15 protein-coding genes are annotated in these 18,735 nt (G+C 68.7%); 1 reads left to right on the plus strand and 14 read right to left on the minus strand.

The annotated features are described in order from the left end of the window. Positions 1–34 precede the first annotated feature (34 nt). From ACWA7K_RS15200 to ACWA7K_RS15235, 8 genes are all read right to left on the minus strand, one after another. Positions 35–649, minus strand: coding sequence for an MlaC/ttg2D family ABC transporter substrate-binding protein (locus tag ACWA7K_RS15200; RefSeq protein WP_456162241.1), 615 nt, complete (start codon positions 647–649; stop codon positions 35–37). An 82-nt stretch (positions 650–731) separates the two neighbouring features. Then, on the minus strand, positions 732–1,550 hold the full coding sequence (locus ACWA7K_RS15205) for an MlaA family lipoprotein (RefSeq protein ID WP_456162242.1): 819 nt from the start codon (positions 1,548–1,550) through the stop codon (positions 732–734). Beyond that, the gene (gene mlaD / locus ACWA7K_RS15210; RefSeq protein ID WP_456162243.1) at positions 1,550–2,026 is read right to left on the minus strand and encodes an outer membrane lipid asymmetry maintenance protein MlaD; all 477 of its coding nucleotides are present in this window, start codon (positions 2,024–2,026) and stop codon (positions 1,550–1,552) included. Before mlaD ends, ACWA7K_RS15205 begins: the two co-directional genes overlap by 1 nt. A 13-nt stretch (positions 2,027–2,039) precedes the next feature. After that, on the minus strand, positions 2,040–2,819 hold the full coding sequence (gene mlaE / locus ACWA7K_RS15215; RefSeq protein ID WP_456162244.1) for a lipid asymmetry maintenance ABC transporter permease subunit MlaE: 780 nt from the start codon (positions 2,817–2,819) through the stop codon (positions 2,040–2,042). After that, positions 2,816–3,622 (minus strand): ABC transporter ATP-binding protein, encoded by an 807-nt coding sequence (locus tag ACWA7K_RS15220; protein WP_456162245.1) that lies wholly within the window; start codon positions 3,620–3,622, stop codon positions 2,816–2,818. Before ACWA7K_RS15220 ends, mlaE begins: the two co-directional genes overlap by 4 nt. 254 nt (positions 3,623–3,876) lie before the next feature. Further along, on the minus strand, positions 3,877–5,343 hold the full coding sequence (locus ACWA7K_RS15225) for a glutamate synthase subunit beta (RefSeq protein ID WP_456162246.1): 1,467 nt from the start codon (positions 5,341–5,343) through the stop codon (positions 3,877–3,879). A gap of 53 nt (positions 5,344–5,396) precedes the next feature. Continuing rightward, entirely contained in the window at positions 5,397–10,199 is a 4,803-nt protein-coding gene (locus ACWA7K_RS15230) for a glutamate synthase-related protein (protein ID WP_456162247.1), read from the minus strand. A 162-nt stretch (positions 10,200–10,361) separates the two neighbouring features. Then, the gene (locus ACWA7K_RS15235) at positions 10,362–11,075 is read right to left on the minus strand and encodes a transposase (RefSeq protein WP_456162248.1); all 714 of its coding nucleotides are present in this window, start codon (positions 11,073–11,075) and stop codon (positions 10,362–10,364) included. Between the two features lie 137 nt (positions 11,076–11,212). Here ACWA7K_RS15235 and cysK point away from each other — a divergent pair, with 137 nt between their 5' ends. Next, complete coding sequence (gene cysK, locus ACWA7K_RS15240) at positions 11,213–12,136, plus strand: cysteine synthase A (RefSeq protein WP_456162249.1); 924 nt, start codon at positions 11,213–11,215, stop codon at positions 12,134–12,136. A 25-nt stretch (positions 12,137–12,161) separates the two neighbouring features. On the opposite strand, the gene ACWA7K_RS15245 is transcribed toward cysK, so the two are convergent. From ACWA7K_RS15245 to ACWA7K_RS15270, 6 genes are all read right to left on the minus strand, one after another. Next, positions 12,162–13,304, minus strand: coding sequence for a deoxyguanosinetriphosphate triphosphohydrolase (locus ACWA7K_RS15245; protein WP_456168828.1), 1,143 nt, complete (start codon positions 13,302–13,304; stop codon positions 12,162–12,164). Positions 13,305–13,353: 49 nt separating this feature from the next. Continuing rightward, on the minus strand, positions 13,354–14,454 hold the full coding sequence (gene aroB, locus ACWA7K_RS15250) for a 3-dehydroquinate synthase (RefSeq protein WP_456162250.1): 1,101 nt from the start codon (positions 14,452–14,454) through the stop codon (positions 13,354–13,356). Further along, on the minus strand, positions 14,451–14,993 hold the full coding sequence (locus tag ACWA7K_RS15255) for a shikimate kinase (RefSeq protein ID WP_456168830.1): 543 nt from the start codon (positions 14,991–14,993) through the stop codon (positions 14,451–14,453). The genes aroB and ACWA7K_RS15255 overlap by 4 nt, the downstream gene beginning before the upstream one ends. A gap of 167 nt (positions 14,994–15,160) precedes the next feature. Beyond that, positions 15,161–17,410: a type IV pilus secretin PilQ gene (pilQ, locus tag ACWA7K_RS15260; protein ID WP_456168832.1), complete on the minus strand. Its 2,250-nt coding sequence runs from the start codon at positions 17,408–17,410 to the stop codon at positions 15,161–15,163. Continuing rightward, positions 17,410–18,006, minus strand: a complete 597-nt coding sequence (locus ACWA7K_RS15265) for a pilus assembly protein PilP (protein ID WP_456162251.1) — start codon at positions 18,004–18,006, stop codon at positions 17,410–17,412. The genes pilQ and ACWA7K_RS15265 overlap by 1 nt, the downstream gene beginning before the upstream one ends. Beyond that, a complete protein-coding gene (locus ACWA7K_RS15270; protein WP_456162252.1) occupies positions 18,006–18,731 on the minus strand; it encodes a type 4a pilus biogenesis protein PilO in 726 nt (241 codons plus the stop codon). Before ACWA7K_RS15270 ends, ACWA7K_RS15265 begins: the two co-directional genes overlap by 1 nt. Positions 18,732–18,735: the final 4 nt, after the last annotated feature.

Raw genomic sequence — 18,735 nt, forward strand, 5'->3', positions numbered from 1 at the left:
ACGCTTCGGGGATCGGTAGCCGACAGGGCCGGTTTCACTTGGCCGACGAGGACTTGTTGCGCTCGGCCAGCTTCGTGATCAAGCCATCGATTCCTGACGCGGAGATTTCCTGGTTGAAGCTCGACCGGTAGGTTTCCACCAACCACACGCCGAGCACGTTGACGTCGTAGATCTTCCAGCTGTCGCCGTCCTTCTCCAGGCGGTAGTCGAGCTGAATCGGCTCACCCTTGCCCTTGACCTCCGTGCGCACCAGCACCTCGGTGTCCTCGGGCTTGGCGCGCAGCGGCTTGACCGACACCGACTGGTCCTTCACCTGCGTCAGCGCACCCGCGTAGGTGCGCACCAGCAGGGTCTTGAACTCGTCCTGCAGACGGCCTTGCTGATCGGGCGTGGCGGCGCGCCAGTGGCGGCCCATCGCCAGCGCGGTCATGCGCTGGAAGTTCACGTGCGGCAGCACCTTGTTGTCGACCAGCGCCACGATCTTCTTGAGATCGCCGGCCTGGATGCCCTTGTCGGACTTCACGGTCTCGATCACCTCGGTCGACACCTGCTTGACCAGCGCGTCGGGCGCGACGGCCTCGGCCCGGGCGGCCGACGAGCCCAGCAGGGCGGCGGTGACGAACAGGGTGGACCACAGACGCTTGAACATCGATTTCCTTTCGGTGGCAGCCGGATCGCTGCCTGCTAGCAACGGCTGCGCCGTTGCGGCGGTGGACAGGGGGGTTTCTCGATCAGGGCCGGCTGGCGGCAGGCGCCGCAGGGGCCGGACGAGGTGCAGAGGTCGGCGCAGAGGCCGGCGCGGCGGCCGGCGCCGGCTCCTCGTCGTCCCGATACGGATTGGCGCCGCTGGGCACGTCCTCGTCACCGCCGTCATCGGGCGGGTTGCCGTTGAAGACGAGGCTGCGGCGACGCTGCAGGTAGGCATCGCGGGTGAACGTGTACTTGTCCAGCGCGATGGTGTCGAGCAGGTTGGTCGCCTGCAGCAGGTCGGCGCGCAGGTTGATGAAGCGCGTGGAGGTCACGCCCAGCGCCGCCGAGGTCGGCGAGACCAGGCTGGCCGGGCTGACGGCGATCGAGCCGGGGATGTCGAAGCTGTCGCGCAGCGTCGACGGGCCGAGCAGCGGCCAGACCACGTAGGCGCCCTGCGGGACGCCCCAGACACCCAGCGTCTGGCCGAAGTCCTCGCCGTGTTTCTCGAAGCCCAGTTCGCTGGCGACGTCGAAGAAACCCAGCACGCCGAAGACGGTGTTGGTGCCGAAGCGGCCCAGGTCGGACAGGCCGTCGCCGAAGCGCCCCTGCAGGACCAGGTTGGTGGCCGACCACAGGTCGCCGAAGTTGCCGAAGAAGTTGCTGATGCCGTGGCGCAGCGGCTGCGGCAGCACGTCGCGCCAGACCGTCGCGACCGGCTTGACCACCGCCTCGTCGACCGTGTCGTTGAAGGCGAACACGCCGCGGTTCCACGGCTCCAGCGGATCGGGCTGCTGCGCCGTCGCGCAGGCCGTCAGCAGCGCGCACAGGCCCAGCGCGAGCCAGCTGGCGACGCGGCGCATCACTTCTTCTCGCCCCCGCTGGCGTCAGCGGCCTTGTTGTAGAGGAACTGGCTGATGAGCGTCTCCAGCACCACCGCCGACTGGGTCTGCGTGATCTGGCTGCCGGCGGCCAGGTTGACCGTGTCGCCGCCGGGTTCGAGGCCGATGTACTGCTCGCCCAGCAGGCCGGCGGTCAGGATCTTGGCCGAGCTGTCCTTCGGGAAGACGAAGCGCTTCTCGAGTTCGAGCTCGACGCTGGCCTGGTAGGTCTTGTCGTCGAAGCCGATGCGCGCGACCCGACCGACCACCACGCCGGCACTCTTGACCGCCGCGCGCGGCTTGAGGCCGCCGATGTTGTCGAAGCGGGCGACCACCGTGTAGGTGGGCTCGAACGAGATGGCCAGCAGGTTGCCGGCCTTCAGGGCCAGGAACAGCAGCGCGGCGGCGCCGATCGAGACGAACAGGCCGACCCACAGGTCGTGACGGGATTTCTGCATGAGGACGGTCCGATCAGATCGAGAACATCAGCGCGGTGAGCACGAAGTCGAGCGCCAGCACGGCCAGCGACGACACCACCACGGTGCGGGTCGTCGCGCGGGCCACGCCCTCGGGCGTGGGCTGGCACTCGTGGCCCTGGTGCAGCGCGACGAAGGTGACGGTGAGGGCGAAGACGACGCTCTTGATGACGCCGTTGCCGACGTCCTTGAACACGTCCACGCCGGCCTGCATCTGCGACCAGAATGAGCCGGCGTCGACGCCGATCAGCACCACGCCGACCAGCCAGCCGCCGATGATGCCGACCGCGCTGAAGACGGCGGCCAGCAGCGGCATCGCGATCAGGCCGCCCAGGAAACGCGGTGCCAGCACCCGCTGGATCGGGTCGACGGCCATCATCTCCATCGCGGCGAGCTGCTCGCCGGACTTCATCAGGCCGATCTCGGCGGTCAGCGAGGTGCCGGCCCGGCCCGCGAACAGCAGCGCGGTCACGACCGGCCCGAGTTCACGCACCAGCGACAGCGCGACCAGCAGGCCGAGCGCCTCGGCCGAGCCGTAGCGCTGCAGCGTGTAATAACCCTGCAGGCCCAGCACGAAGCCGACGAACAGGCCGGACACGCCGATGATGGCCAGCGAATGGTTGCCCAGGAAATGCACCTGGTCGATCACGAGCCGGAAGCGGCGCAAGGCCACCGGCACCAGCACCAGCAGGCGGGCCAACAGGCGCGTGGCCAGGCCGATGTCGGCGAGCGTCTGACGGGTGCCGGCACCCAGGGCGATGAGGGCGCGCTTCATCGGCGGGCCTCCAGGCCGTAGTCCTGCGCGGCCGTGGCGGCCGGGTAGTGGAAGCGCACCGGACCGTCCGGCGCGGCGTCGACGAACTGGCGCACCAGCGGGTCTTCGGAGGCCCGCATCTGCGCGGGCGTGCCTTGTGCGGCAATGCCGCCATTGGCGATGAACACGACGTGATCGGCGATCAGGAAGGTCTCCTCGACATCGTGCGAGACGACGATGCTGGTCACGCCCAGCGCGTCGTTGAGGGCCCGGATCAGCCGCGCGGCCACGCCCATCGAGATCGGGTCGAGGCCGGCGAAGGGCTCGTCGTAGAGGATCAGGTCCGGGTCCAGCGCGATGGCGCGGGCCAGTGCCACGCGCCGGGCCATGCCGCCCGAGACCTGGCTGGGCATCAGATCGCGCGCGCCACGCAGGCCGACCGCATCGAGCTTCATCAGCACCAGGTCGCGGATCAGCTCTTCGCTCAGCCTCGTGTGCTCGCGCAGCGGGAAGGCCACGTTGTCGAACACCGAGAGGTCGGTGAACAGGGCACCGAACTGGAACAGCATGCCCATCCGCCGACGCGCGTCGTGCAGGCCGCGACGGTCGAGCGTGGCGAGATCCTGGCCATCGAACAGCACCTGGCCCGACAGCGGCGAGAGCTGGCGGCCGATCAGCCGCAGCACGGTGGTCTTGCCGCCGCCGGAGGTGCCCATCAGCGCGACCACGGAGCCGCGCGGGACCGTCAGGTCGACATCGCGCAGGATGATGCGGTCACCGTAGCCGCAGGTCACCGAACGCAGTTCGACCAGCGGGGACGACAAGGTGGAGTCGGGCGAGGCGGCAGTCAACGGGGGATGGATTCCGGCAGGTGCGTCCCTGGAGGCGGGATGCAGGTGGCACGTCGGCGGGCGGGTCAAAGGCGAGAAATGATAGGGGAAAGCCCCAGTTCAGTTCAGGCAAGGCCGAATCGTGCCCGAAAAGCATCAAGCCGCAACGCGCCGATGGCAACGGCGTGATGCGGCTTGGTGCGGCATGCGGGGAAGGCGTGACAGGCCGCAACAGCCTGTCGACGCGCTCAGCGCGGCAGCGTGGTCGAACCCATCAGGAATTCGTCGACGGCGCGGGCGGCCTGGCGACCTTCGCGGATCGCCCACACCACCAGCGACTGGCCGCGACGCATGTCACCGGCGGCGAACACCTTGGCGACGTTCGTCTTGTAGCCACCGACGACGTCGACGCCCGCCTTGGCGTTGCCACGCGGGTCCTTCTCGACGCCGAAGGCTTCCAGCACCGTGTTGACCGGGTTGACGAAGCCCATCGCCAGCAGCACCAGGTCGGCCTTGTAGGTCTTCTCGGTGCCGGCGACCTCGACCAGCTTGCCGTCCTTGAACTCGACGTTGACGGTCTGCAGGCCGGTGACCTTGCCCTTGTCGCCCAGGATGGCCTTGGTCGAGATCGCGAACTCGCGCGTGCAGCCCTCTTCATGGCTGGACGAGGTGCGCAGCTTCAGCGGCCAGTACGGCCACACCAGCGGCTTGTTCTCCTTCTCGGGCGGCTGCGGCATCACCTCGAACTGCGTGACGCTGGCGGCGCCGTGGCGGTTGCTGGTGCCCACGCAGTCGCTGCCGGTGTCGCCGCCACCGATCACGATGACGTGCTTGCCGTCGGCGCGCAGCTGGTTCTTCAGCTTGTCGCCGGCGTTGACCTTGTTCTGCTGCGGCAGGAACTCCATCGCGAAATGGACACCGTCGAGCTCGCGGCCCGGCACCGGCAGGTCACGGCTCTGCTCGGAGCCGCCGCACAGCACGACCGCGTCGAAGTCGGCCTTCAGCTGCTCGGCCGAGATGACTTCCTTGGCGTCGTTGGTGACCTTGCTGCCCTCGGGCATCGCGCCGATCAGCACGCCGGTGCGGAAGGTCACGCCTTCGGCCTGCATCTGCGCGACACGGCGGTCGATGTGCGACTTCTCCATCTTGAAGTCGGGGATGCCGTAGCGCAGCAGACCACCGATGCGGCTGTTCTTCTCGAACACCGTGACGTCGTGGCCGGCCCGCGCGAGCTGCTGGGCTGCCGCCAGGCCGGACGGGCCGGAGCCCACCACCGCGACCTTCTTGCCGGTCTTGACCTTCGGCGGCTGCGGCACGACCCAGCCCTCTTCCCAGGCCTTGTCGATGATGGCGTGCTCGATCGACTTGATGCCCACCGCGTCGTTGTTGACGTTGAGGGTGCAAGCCGCCTCGCACGGCGCCGGGCAGATGCGGCCGGTGAACTCCGGGAAGTTGTTGGTGCTGTGCAGGACGGTGATGGCATTGCGCCAGTCCTGCCGGAACACCAGGTCGTTGAAGTCCGGAATGATGTTGTTGACCGGGCAGCCGTTGTTGCAGAACGGCGTGCCGCAGTCCATGCAGCGCGCGCCCTGCACCTTCGCCTCGTCGGCCTTCAGGCCGATGACGAATTCCTTGTAGTTCTTCAGTCGCTTCTCGACCGGTTCGTAACCCTCTTCGAGGCGTTCGAACTCGAGAAAGCCGGTGACCTTACCCATGATGTGCCTTCAGTGTTCTGTGCTGTGACGTGCCGTGGCTCAAGACGTTCCGCTCACTTGGCGGGAACGGTCTTGCTGCCCTTCTTGTCGCCCTTGTCGCTGCCCTTGGCCTTGGCGATCGTGGCGTCGGTGGCCTGCTGCGCACCCATCTCGCCGAGGGCGCGGCGGTACTCGTGCGGGAACACCTTGACGAAGCGGCCACGCGATTCGCTCCAGTTGTCGAGGATGTCGCGGGCCCGCAGCGAGCCGGTCCAGCGGTGGTGGTCCTCGATCAGCTTCTTGAGCAGGGCCTCGTCGGTCTGACCCTTGTGCCAGATCGGCAACTCGATGGTCTGTTCCTGCTCGGCCGACGTGAGCACCTTCTCCAGGGCGACCTGGGCGGTGTTGCAGCGACCGGCAAAGCTGCCGTCCTCGTCGTAGACGTAGGCGATGCCGCCGGACATGCCGGCCGCGAAGTTGCGGCCCGTCTTGCCCAGCACGACCACCGTGCCGCCGGTCATGTATTCGCAGCCGTGGTCACCGGTGCCTTCGACGACCGCCGTCGCGCCCGACAGGCGCACCGCGAAGCGCTCGCCAGCCACGCCACGGAAGAAGGCCTCGCCGCTGGTCGCACCGTACAGCACGGTGTTGCCGACGATGATGTTCTTGGTCGCGTCACCGCGGAACTCGATCGACGGACGCACCACCACGCGGCCGCCGGACAAGCCCTTGCCGGTGTAGTCGTTGGCCTCGCCGATCAGGTAGAGCGTGATGCCCTGGGCCAGGAACGCCGCGAAGCTCTGGCCGCCGGTGCCTTCCATCTGGATGAAGATGGTCTGGTCGGGCAGGCCTTCCGGACGGTGCTTGATCAGCTCGCCCGACAGCATCGCGCCGACCGAGCGGTTGACGTTGCGCGCGTCCTCCATGAACTGCACCTTCTCGCCACGTTCGATGGCGGGGCGGCACTTCTCGATCAGGCGCACGTCCAGGGCCTTGGCCAGACCGTGGTCCTGTTCCTCGATGTGGCGGCGCGAGACCGAGGCCGGCACCGCCGGCTGGTGGAACACGCGACCGAAGTCGAGGCCCTTGGCCTTCCAGTGGCTGATGGCCTTCTTCGTGTCGAGCAGGTCGGCGCGGCCGACCAGTTCGTCGAAGGTGCGGATGCCCAGCTGCGCCATGATCTGGCGCGCTTCCTCGGCGACGAAGAAGAAGTAGTTGACGACGTGCTCGGGCTTGCCGGTGAACTTGGCACGCAGCACCGGATCCTGCGTGGCCACGCCGACCGGGCAGGTGTTGAGGTGGCACTTGCGCATCATGATGCAGCCCTCGACGACCAGCGGCGCGGTCGCGAAGCCGAACTCGTCGGCGCCCAGCAGCGCGCCGATCACCACGTCGCGGCCGGTCTTCATCTGGCCGTCGGCCTGCACGCGGATGCGGCTGCGCAGGCGGTTGAGCACCAGCGTCTGCTGGGTCTCGGCCAGGCCGAGTTCCCACGGCGTGCCGGCATGCTTGATCGACGACCACGGCGACGCGCCGGTGCCGCCGTCGTGGCCGGCGATCACGACGTGATCGGCCTTGCACTTGGCCACGCCCGCAGCGATCGTGCCCACGCCCACTTCCGAGACCAGCTTGACGCTGACCGAGGCACGCGGGTTGGCGTTCTTCAGGTCGTGGATCAGCTGGGCCAGATCCTCGATCGAGTAGATGTCGTGGTGCGGCGGCGGGCTGATGAGGCCGACGCCCGGCACCGAGTAACGCAGGAAGCCGATGTACTCGGAGACCTTGCCACCCGGCAGCTGGCCGCCCTCGCCGGGCTTGGCGCCCTGGGCCATCTTGATCTGGATCTGGTCGGCCGAGACGAGGTACTCGGTCGTGACGCCGAAGCGGCCCGAAGCCACCTGCTTGATCTTCGAGCGCAGGCTGTCGCCGTCCTTCATCTCGTAGTCGGCGGCGATGACCTTGCTGCCGATGACGTCCGAGACCTTGGTGCCGGCGGTGATCTTGATGCCCTTGAGCTCGTTGCGGTAACGCGCCGGGTCCTCGCCGCCTTCACCGGTGTTGCTCTTGCCGCCGATGCGGTTCATGGCCAGCGCCAGCGTCGAGTGCGCCTCGGTGCTGATCGAGCCCAGCGACATCGCGCCGGTCGCGAAGCGCTTGACGATGTCGGCGGCCGATTCGACCTCCTCGACCGGGATCGCCTTGGACGGATCGATCTTGAACTCGAACAGGCCGCGCAGCGTCAGGTGACGGCGGTTCTGGTCGTTGATGATCTGGGCGTATTCCTTGTAGGTGTCGAACTTGCCCGAGCGCGTGCTGTGCTGCAGCTTGGCGATGGCGTCCGGCGTCCACATGTGCTCCTCGCCACGGGCGCGCCAGGCGTACTCGCCGCCGGCATCGAGCATCGTCGCCAGCACCGGGTCGTCACCGAAGGCGGCGCGGTGGTTGCGGATGGCCTCCTCGGCCACCTCGAACACGCCGATGCCCTCGACCTGCGTCGGGGTGCCGCGGAAGTACTTCTCGATCAGGTCGCGGTTCAGGCCGATGGCCTCGAAGATCTGGGCGCCGCAGTACGACATGTACGTGCTGATGCCCATCTTCGACATGATCTTCGAGAGACCCTTGCCGATCGCCTTGACGTAGTTGTAGATCGCCTTGTCGGCCGACAGCGCGCCGCCGAGTTCCTGGTGCATCGCGGCGATGGTCTCCATCGCCAGGTAGGGGTGCACGGCCTCGGCGCCATAGCCGGCCAGCACGGCGAAGTGGTGGACCTCGCGCGCCGATGCCGTCTCGACCACCAGGCCGGCGGTCGTGCGCAGGCCTTCGCGGACCAGGTGATGGTGGATCGCCGACAGCGCCAGCAGCGCCGGGATCGCCACGTGGGCGCGGTCCATCGCGCGGTCCGAGATGATCAGGATGTTGTGGCCGCTCTTGATCGCGTCCACCGCCTCGGCGCACAGCGACGCGAGCTTGGCCTCCACGCCCTCATGGCCCCAGGCCAGCGGGTAGGTGATGTTCAGCTCGTAGGTCTTGAACTTGCCACCGGTGTGACCGGCGATGCCGCGCAGGCGCGCCATGTCCTCGAAGTCGAGGATGGGCTGCGCCACCTCCAGCCGCATCGGCGGGTTGACCGCGTTGATGTCGAGCAGGTTGGGCTTCGGGCCGATGAAGCTGTTCAGCGACATCACGATCGCTTCGCGGATCGGGTCGATCGGCGGGTTCGTGACCTGCGCGAACAGCTGCTTGAAGTAGCTGAACAGCGGCTTGTTCTTGTCGGACAGGACCGCCAGCGGCGAGTCGTTGCCCATCGAGCCGATGCCTTCTTCACCGTTCGCGGCCATCGGCGCGAGCAGGAACTTCAGGTCTTCCTGCGTGTAGCCGAAGGCCTGCTGGCGGTCCAGCAGCGACTCGGTCGGCGCCGGCACGGCGGGCGCGCCCTCGGCCGGGATCGCGTCGAGCTTGATGCGGACGTTCTCGATCCACTGGCGATAGGGCTTGGCCGAGGCGAACTGGTTCTTCAGTTCCTCGTCATCGATGATGCGGCCCTGCTCGAAGTCGATCAGGAACATCTTGCCCGGCTGCAGGCGCCACTTCTTGACGATCTTGTTCTCGGGGATCGGCAGCGTGCCGGCTTCCGAGGCCATCACGACCAGGTCGTCGTCGGTGACGATGTAGCGGGCCGGGCGCAGGCCGTTGCGGTCCAGCGTGGCGCCGATCTGCTTGCCGTCGGTGAACACCATCGAGGCGGGGCCGTCCCACGGCTCGATCATCGCGGCGTGGTACTCGTAGAAGGCGCGACGGCGCTCGTCCATCAGCGTGTGCTGCTCCCAGGCCTCCGGGATCATCATCATCGCGGCGTGCGCGAGCGGGTAGCCGCTCATCGTCAGCAGTTCGAGCGCGTTGTCGAACGTAGCCGTGTCGGACTGACCCTCGAAGCTGATCGGGTAGAGCTTCTTCAGGTCCTCGCCCAGCACCGGCGACTTCATGACGCCTTCGCGGGCGCGCATCCAGTTGAAGTTGCCCTTGACGGTGTTGATCTCGCCGTTGTGCGCCACCATCCGGTACGGGTGGGCCAGCGGCCACTCGGGGAAGGTGTTGGTCGAGAAGCGCTGGTGCACCAGCGCCAGCGCCGAGGTGCAGGCCGGGTTCTGCAGGTCGAGGTAGTACTTGCCGACCTGGTCGGCCAGCAGCAGACCCTTGTAGATGATCGTGCGGCAGCTCATGCTGGGCACGTAGTACTCGCGGCTGTGGGTCAGCTTGAGCTTCTGGATCGCCGCCGAGGCGGTCTTGCGGATCACGTAGAGCTTGCGTTCCAGCGCGTCCGGCACGATGACGTCGTCACCGCGACCGATGAAGATCTGGCGGATCACAGGCTCGGTGGTGCGCACCGTCGGCGACATCGGCATGTCGGCGTCGACCGGCACGTCGCGCCAGCCCAGCAGCACCTGGCCTTCGGCCTTGACCGCACGCTCCAGCTCCTGCTCGCAGGCCAGACGGGAGGCGTGTTCCTTGGGCAGGAAGATCATGCCCACGCCGTATTCGCCCGGGGGCGGCAGCACGACGCCTTGCGCGGCCATCTCGGCGCGGAAGAAGTCGTCGGGGATCTGGATCAGGATGCCCGCACCGTCGCCCATCAGCGCGTCCGCGCCGACCGCGCCGCGGTGATCGAGGTTCTCCAGGATCTTCAGGCCCTGCTCGACGATGGCGTGCGCCTTCTGGCCCTTGATGTGCGCGACGAAACCGACGCCGCAGGCGTCATGTTCGTTGGCGGGGTCGTACAGACCGCCCTGGGCGAGCGTCCGGATGTCGGACGGGGTGACGATCGTGGAATCGGTCTGCGGTTCGGTCTGGGACGTCAATCCCGAGGCGGCCTGGTTCATGGCGCACTCCTGGCGATGGAAGAAAACGGCGTGAAATTTACTGCAGTGCAGCGTGAGCCTCAATCCCAAATAAATGGGGTCAGACTCGTTAAAGAATCGCCTCGGTTACGCTGAGGAGATAAATGGGGACAGATTAATGCGCGGGTCACGCACCGGCAGCGTTCAGCGTTCGCTGTCGCCGCCCTGCCTTGGTGCGCGAGGCGGTCGCCCGCGGGGCCTGGGAGCCAGCGGACGGTCGGTCGAGCCGCCGAGATGGGCAAGAAACGCGCCCGATCCGAGTGGCCAGCCCTTCACCAGCGCGTCCTCGACCTGTTGCAGCTGCGCCACCGGGAGCGGCTCGTCGAGCAACCGCTGCCACGCCAGCTCGCGTTCGAAGGGCGTGTTGCCCAGCCCCCAGAACAGCGGGTGGGCACTCACGACCGGGTCGCGGGCGCGGCCCAGGTGGTGACCGGCGCTGGACCAGGTCCAGTCCGACGCCCGCATCACCAGCCCGGCGCGCTGGGGTGATTGCTCGATCGACCGGGCGGCGGTCAGCAGCCACGGTTCCGGCTCGATGACGGTGGCGCGGTAGCGCCCGTCCCACAGCGTGCCGGCGCGGCCGTGGCGACGGTTGTGTGCGCTCACGTAGCGTCGGCCGACGGCCTGCATCAGCTTGCTCAAGGCATCGGCGCTGGGCGGCGTCAGCAGCAGGCGGACCTGGTCGTCGAGCAGCGCGTAGGCATGCACGACGACCTTGAGGTTGGCCGATGCCTCGTGCAGCGCAGCCAGGTAGGCGCGGCGATCGTCGGCATCGGCGAAGACCGGCGGGTGCGCCAGCCCGCGCTGCAGCACGAGGTGCGGCAGGCCGGCGAGCGCGAGACGGGGCAGACGGGCCATCGGGAAGGGGCTGAAGTGACCGTCTCCAGACGGCCGACACGGCATTGTCCCGCCCCTCCAACCCCAGCCTCATGCGACAGAATCGAAGCGCCGCGTCCCGCATCCGGCGGGACCGCAGTTCCGGAGATTTCGCCACCATGCGCGCAGACAACGTCCTGGCCACCATCGGCCACACCCCGCACATCCGCATCAACCGCCTGTACGGCGCCGGCGCCCAGGTCTGGATAAAGTCCGAACGCAGCAACCCGGGCGGCTCGATCAAGGACCGCATCGCGCTGGCGATGGTCGAGGACGCCGAGGCCAGCGGCGCGCTGAAGCCCGGCGGCACGATCGTCGAGCCGACCTCCGGCAACACCGGCATCGGCCTGGCGATGGTCGCGGCCGTCAAGGGCTACGCGCTGGTCCTGGTGATGCCCGAGAGCATGAGCATCGAACGCCGCCGGCTGATGCTGGCCTATGGCGCGCAGTTCGTGCTGACCCCGCGCGAGAAGGGCATGAAGGGCGCGATCGAGAAGGCCCAGGAGCTGGTCGCGTCGACCCCGGGCGCCTGGATCCCGCAGCAGTTCGAGAACCCCGCCAACATCGCGGTGCATGTGCGCACGACGGCGCAGGAGATCCTGGCCGACTTCCCCGACGGCCTGGACGCGCTGATCACCGGCGTGGGCACCGGCGGCCACATCAGCGGCTGCGCGCAGGTGCTGAAGGCGGCGTGGCCGAAGCTGAAGGTGTTCGCGGTCGAGCCGGCCGCCTCGCCGGTCATCAGCGGTGGCAAGCCGTCGCCGCACCCGATCCAGGGCATCGGCGCGGGCTTCATCCCGCGCAACCTGCAGACCGAGCTGCTCGACGGCGTCATCACCGTCGAGGCCGACGTGGCCAAGGACTACGCCCGCCGCAGCGCCCGCGAGGAAGGCCTGCTGGTGGGCATCTCCAGCGGCGCGACGCTGGCCGCGATCGCGCAGAAGCTGCCGGAACTGGGCGCAGGCGCCCGCGTGCTGGGCTTCAACTACGACACCGGCGAGCGTTACCTGTCGACCGCCGACTTCCTGCCGCAGGAAGCCTGAAGCCGCTGGACCGGCGCCGGGCGCTTCAGCCCGGCGCGCGGAACAGCCGCCGCCCGGTCAGCCGCTCATGCTCGCGGATCGCGTAGCGGTCGGTCATGCCGGCGATGTAGTCGGCCACCGCCCGATGCAGCAGCGGCGAGCCGGCGAAATCGTCCGGCATCTCCTGCGGCCGTTCGACGTAGATCGCGAACAGCTCGGTGACGATGCGCTGCGCCGTCTCGGTCGTCTCCATCACCGCCGGATGGCGGTACAGCGCCTTGAACAGCAGCCGCTTCAGCTCGGTGCTGGCCGCGCGCATGGCGGGGCTGAAGCGGACCAGCGGCGCCATCGCGCGGGCCGCGTCGGCATCGGCCGGACGGGCCGCGTCGAGCGCCGCGCGGGTCGCGTCGATGACGTCGTAGACCTGGGCCGACAGCACGCGCCGCAGGATCTCGAACAGCAGCCGGCGCGGCCGGGCCTGTCGCAGCGACGGGTGTTCGCGCAAGGCCGCCTCGCGGTGCTCGCCCAGCAGCGGCAGCTCGCAGACCTGGTCGAGCGTGATCAGGCCCGAGCGCACGCCGTCGTCGACGTCGTGGGCGTTGTAGGCGATCTCGTCGGCGAGGTTGGCGAGTTGCGCCTCCAGCCCGGGCTGGCTGCGCTCGATGAAGCGCCGGCCGATGCCGCCGGGCTCATGGCGCTCGATCCAGCGCGCCACCCGCAAGGGGCAATGCTTGAGGATGCCCTCGCGCGTCTCGAAGCTCAGGTTCAGGCCGTCGAAGTCGGGGTAGCGCTGCTCCAGCACGTCGACCACGCGCAGGCTCTGCAGGTTGTGCTCGAAGCCGCCATGCGGCGCCATGCAGGCGTGCAGCGCGTCCTGGCCGGCATGGCCGAAGGGCGTGTGGCCGAGGTCATGGGCCAGCGCGATGGCCTCGACGAGATCCTCGTGCAGGCCGAGCGATCGGGCGATCGAGCGGCCCAGCTGCGCGACTTCCAGCGTGTGCGTCAGCCGGGTCCGGAACAGGTCGCCTTCGTGGTTCAGGAAGACCTGGGTCTTGTAGACCAGCCGCCGGAACGCGGTGCTGTGGACGATGCGGTCGCGGTCGCGCTGGAAGGCGTTGCGCGTGGGCGCCGCCGGCTCGGCGTGGCGGCGGCCACGGCTGTGGCTCGGGTCGCTGGCCCAGGGCGACAGGCGCTGGCCGGGGCCCGTCGAGCCGCGTGTGCCGCGGCGGTCGGCCCGGTCAGGCACAGGCCGCCGCGATGACCTCGCGCACCAGCGTCTCGGGCGCGCCCTGCATGCGGGCGTGGCCCATGCGGTCGATGACGACGAAGCGGATCTCGCCGCCTTCGGCCTTCTTGTCGACCTGCATCAGCGCCAGGTAACGCTCGGCGCCCAGATCGGGCGCGCGCACCGGCAGGCCGGCACGTTCGCAGATGTGGCGCATGCGCGCGACGAACCCGGCCGGCATCAGCCCGAGCCGCGCCGACAGGTCGGCGGCCATGACCATGCCGCAGCCGACGGCCTCGCCGTGCAGCCACTCGCCATAGCCCATGCCGGCCTCGATCGCGTGGCCGAAGGTGTGGCCGAAGTTGAGGATGGCGCGGTTGCCGCTCTCGCGTTCGTCGCCGCCGACGACCTCTGCCTTGATCTCGCACGAGCGCGCCACGGCACGCGCCAGCGCGGTCTTGTCGCGTGCCATCAGCGCCGGCAGCTCGGCCTCGATCCAGTCGAGGAAGGCGGCATCGGCGATCGGGCCGTACTTGATGACCTCGGCCAGACCGGCCGACAGCTCGCGCGGCGGCAGGGTGTCGAGCGTGTCGAGGTCGCAGATCACGCGCACCGGCTGGTAGAACGCGCCGATCATGTTCTTGCCCAGCGGGTGGTTGACGGCGGTCTTGCCGCCCACCGACGAGTCGACCTGCGCCAGCAGCGTCGTGGGCACCTGCACGAAGGGCACGCCGCGCATGTAGCAGGCGGCGGCGAAGCCGGTCATGTCGCCGACCACCCCGCCGCCCAGCGCGACCAGCACGGTCTTGCGGTCGCAGGTCGCGCCCAGCAGGGCGTCGAAGATCAGGTTGAGCGTCTGCCAGTCCTTGTGCGCCTCGCCGTCCGGCAGTTCGACGGTCAGCACGCGCCTGTAATGGGCCGACAGGCCGCGCCGGACCGTCTCGGCGTACAGCGGCGCGACGGTGGTGTTGGTGACGATCACGGCGGTGCTGGCCGCCGGCAGGCCTTGCCAGGTGCTGGCCGCGCCGAGCAGGCCGGCGCCGATCAGGATGTCGTAGCTGCGCTCGTCGAGCGAGACGCGCACGGTGGCGTGGAGCTTGGAATCGGTCGTCATGGGCGTGGGGAACGGGGCAGGACGCTGGACGGCACGCGCAGCGGATCGACCAGGCCTGCCAGCTCCAGCTGCATCAGCACCATGTTGATCAGCGTGGCGACCGAAGGCCGGCCGGTCTCGATGATGAAGTGGGCCGTCTCGCGGTAGAGCGGATCACGGTCGCGGAAGAGTTCACGCAGCTTGCGCAGCGGATCGGCGACCTGCAGCAGCGGCCGCTGGGTGTCGTGGCGCAGCCGGCGGAACAGCTCCTCGGGCGTGGCCCGCAGGTAGACGACGGTGCTGCCGTCGCGCAGCGTCTGCCGGTTGGCCTCGCGCAGCACGGCGCCGCCGCCGGTGGCGATGATCTGCGGCGGCTGCGCGACGATGTCGGCGATGACCTGCTGTTCGATGTCGCGGAAGGCGGCCTCGCCCTCGCGTTCGAAGAAGGCGCGGATCGAACAGCCCAGGCGCTGCTCGATGACGTGGTCCGCGTCGACGAAGGACACGCCCAGCGCATGCGCCAGATGACGGCCGGCCGTCGACTTGCCCGCGCCCGGCATGGCCACGAGGCTGAGCGAACGCTGCAGGGCTTCGCCGGCAGGGGCCGGCGCGAGGGCGGCGAGGGGATCGTGTCGGGGGTCCAAGCGGATGGGCGCGAGAGAGGCAGGTGGGCGATTGTCCACCGGCCGCAGGTCGCGGCGGCTGGCCTGGCGGCGGACCCGGTCGATCAGCGCGTCAGCGCCGAGTTCCGGTCGGTGATCACCTTGGGCGTCAGGAAGATCAGCAGCTCGGTCTTGTTGGCCACCCGCGTCTTGTTGCGGAACAGCGCGCCGACGTAGGGCAGGTCACCCAGCAGCGGCACCTTGTTGATGGTGTCGGTCTCGGTGGTCTCGAAGATGCCGCCGATCACGACCGTGCCGCCGTTCTCGACCAGCACCTGCGTCTTGACGTGCTTGGTGTTGATCGCGAAACCCGCCGAGGTCTGCTGGCCGACGCTGTCCTTGTTGACGTCGACGTCCATGATGATGTTGCCCTCGGGCGTGATCTGCGGCGTGACCTCCAGCTTCAGCGTCGCCTTGCGGAAGGCGATCGACGGCGCGGTGTTCTGGTTGCCGCCGGTCTGGTAGGGCAGTTCGGTGCCCTGCTCGATCAGCGCCTTGACCTGGTCGGCCGTGACGACGCGCGGGCTGGAGACCAGCTTGCCCTTGCCTTCGGCTTCCAGTGCCGACAGTTCCAGGTTCAGGAAGCGGTTCGAACTGGCGCCGAACAGCGACAGCGCGAAGGTCGCCGCCGAGGCGCCGCCCAGCGAGCTGGTGTTGGCCGGCAGGTTCACGAACTGCGAGTTGTTGTAGATCGTGCCGGTCGCCGTCTGCAGCGTCGTGTCGCCGATCGACGCGTAGTTGCCGCCGACGGCCACGCGGGTGTTGCCGCCGAAGCCCGGCGAGCCCACTCCGTTGATGCCGCGCAGGTCGGTCGCCCCGAGCTTGACGCCCAGCGTGCGGCCGAAGGTGTCGACCGCCTCGACGATGCGCGCCTCGATCATCACCTGACGCACCGGCACGTCGATCTTGGTGATCAGCTGGGCGACCTCTTCGAGCTTGGACGGGATGTCGGTGACGAACAGCTGGTTGGTGCGGGTCTCGAACACCACGCTGCCGCGGTTCGATAGGATGCGGGTCACGCCACCGGTCTGCTGGCTGGACGAGCTGCCGGCCTGCTGGCCGGTCAGGCCCTTGGCCACTTCCTCGGACTTGGTGTAGTTGAGCTGGAAGCTCTGGGTGCGCAGCGGCTCCAGGTCGGCGATCTGCTTGCGCGACTCCAGCTCCTGCTTCTCCTTGGCGGCCAGCTCGTCCTTTGGCGCGATCCACAGCACGTTGCCGGTCTTCTTCACGCCCAGGCCCTTGGCCTGCAGGATGATGTCCAGCGCCTGGTCCCACGGCACGTCCTTCAGCCGCAGCGTGACGTTGCCGGTGACGGTGTCGCTGGTCACGACGTTGAAGTTGGTGAAGTCGGCGATGACCTGCAGCAGCGAGCGGACCTCGATGCTCTGGAAGTTCAGCGACAGCTTGTCGCCGTTGAAGCCCGGGCCGTTGGTGAGCTTCTGCGGGTCGGCCTTCTGCGGCCGGACCTCCAGCACGAACTGGTTGTCGGTCTGGTAGGCGCTGTGTTCCCAGTTGCCACGCGGCTCGACCACCAGGCGCACCCGGTCACCGGTCTGGCTGGCGGAGTAGGCCTGCACCGGCGTGCCGAAGTCGGTCACGTCCAGGCGCTTGACGAGGTTGTCGGGCACGGTCGAACGCAGGAACTCGACGACCAGGTTCTGGCCCTGCTGGCGGATGTCGACGCCGACCTGGTTGCTCGGCAGGTCGACCACGACGCGGCCCGAGCCGTCACGGCCGCGGCGGAAGTCGATGTCGCGGATGCGCTCGGGCGCGGCGTTCTGGCTGTCGGCGAAATGGACCGCCTCGCCGGCCTTCGGCGCAGCGGCGGCCACCAGCGGCGCGGCGGCCGTGGTCGAGGCGAGGTTGGCGGCCAGCGGCACCGGCTCCAGCGTCACCAGCAGCGTCTTGCCGACCTGCTCGGTGCGGTAGCGGGTCGGCTGGCGCAGGTTCAGCACCAGCCGCGTGCGGTCACCGGCCAGCGCCAGCGCATAGGAGCGCAGGTTGCCGAGGTTGACCTCCTGCGTGGCGCGCACGGTGCTGCCGTTGACGACGCCCAGCAGGTCCAGCGCGATGCGGGCGGGCGACTGCAGCACGAAGCCGCGCGGCGGGTTCAGCAGCGGCTCGTCGAGCTCGATGCGCAAGGTCTCGCCGCCGCCCTGCTGGCTGCTGGTGATGGACTGGATGACGGTCTGCGCCTGGGCCGAAGGGGCCAGCGCCAGCGCTGCCAGCGTCGCGACGGTGGTGGCGATGCCCGCCAGCAGGGCCCGGCCGCGGGTACGCCACGGCTTGGTCCGCGTATGGGTTGCGACGGTCATCATCGACTTCTCTCCTGGGCGCGTTCCTGCAGCGTGAGGGTGCTCATGCGTTCGACCCACTCGCCGAGCGGGTCCTGCACGATCTCACGCAAGGTGATCTCTGTTTCGGTGATGCGGGTGATGCGGCCGTAGTTCTGGCCGATGTAGTCACCCACCTTGATCTGGTAGAGCAGGTTGTCGGCCCGCAGCAGTGCATACGGCCGGCCGCTGCGCACGACGCTGCCGACCATCGACAGGTTGTCCAGCGGATAGGCCTCCAGCGGCTCGCGGCGCCGGTTCATCTCGGCCGCCAGCAGCGAGTTGGGCTGGCGGGTCTCCTGCTTGAGCGCGACCTGCAGCTTCTGGATGCTGAAGGGTTCGACGTCGCGCACGGCCATGTAGGGCTGTGGATCGAACTTGCGCGGCGGCAGCAGCGGCGGCACGCGCGGCTTGGCCTCGCGGCGCTGCTGGTCCATCCAGTCCTGCAGCTCCTGGTGCGGATCACCGCAGGCGCTCAGCAGCAACGAACAGCCCAGCACGGCCAGCAGGGCCAGCGACAGGCCACGCTGCGGTCGGCGTGCGGCCGTCGGACGATCGGTCGTCGGGCGGGCGTGCATCACTTGGCACCTCCGGCCTTCTTGGCCTCGGCGGCACCCTTGCGGCGCTGCTCGACCTCGGCCGGGTCGAGGTAGCGATAGGTGCGCGCGGTGGCCTCCATCGCCAGCTGCCCGCCCGCCGCACCCGGCGCCGACGGCGTCGTCGTGCCCGGCTGGACCGGCGAGCTGATGTTCAGGTTGTGCAGCGTGACGATGCGCGAGAGGTTGGCGATGTCGGCCGCGAAGGCGCCGATGTCGTGGTAGCGGCCGGTGACGCGCAAGGCGATCGGCAGCTCGGCGTAGTAGTCCTTGATGACCACCGACCCCGGCCGGAACAGCTCGAACTGCAGGCCGCGGCCGAGGCCCGCCTGGTTGATGTCCGACAGCAGCGCGTCCATCTCGGCCTTGCCCGGCAGCTGGCGTTCCAGCTGGGTCACGTATTCCTGGACCTGCAGCTTCTGCTTGCGCAGCTCGTCGAGGTTGATCGCCTGGGCGAGCTTGCCCTTGAACTCGTCCTTGAGCTGCTGCTCGCGGGCGTTCTCGGCCGACAGCTCGTCCATGACGCCCGACAGCATCGAGAACCAGATCAGCGCCAGGACGAACAGCGCGACGATGACGCCAGCGGCGATCTTGGGCAGTGCCGGCCACTGGCCCGGCTCGTTGAGGTTGAGGCCGCGGAACTGCGAGCGGACCTGCGCGAGCGTGCTCTCGAGGTCGAAGTTGAGGTTCTGGCGCGAGGTGGCCATGTCT

It is taken from the genome of Leptothrix mechoopdaensis (SeqCode) (assembly GCF_053893855.1).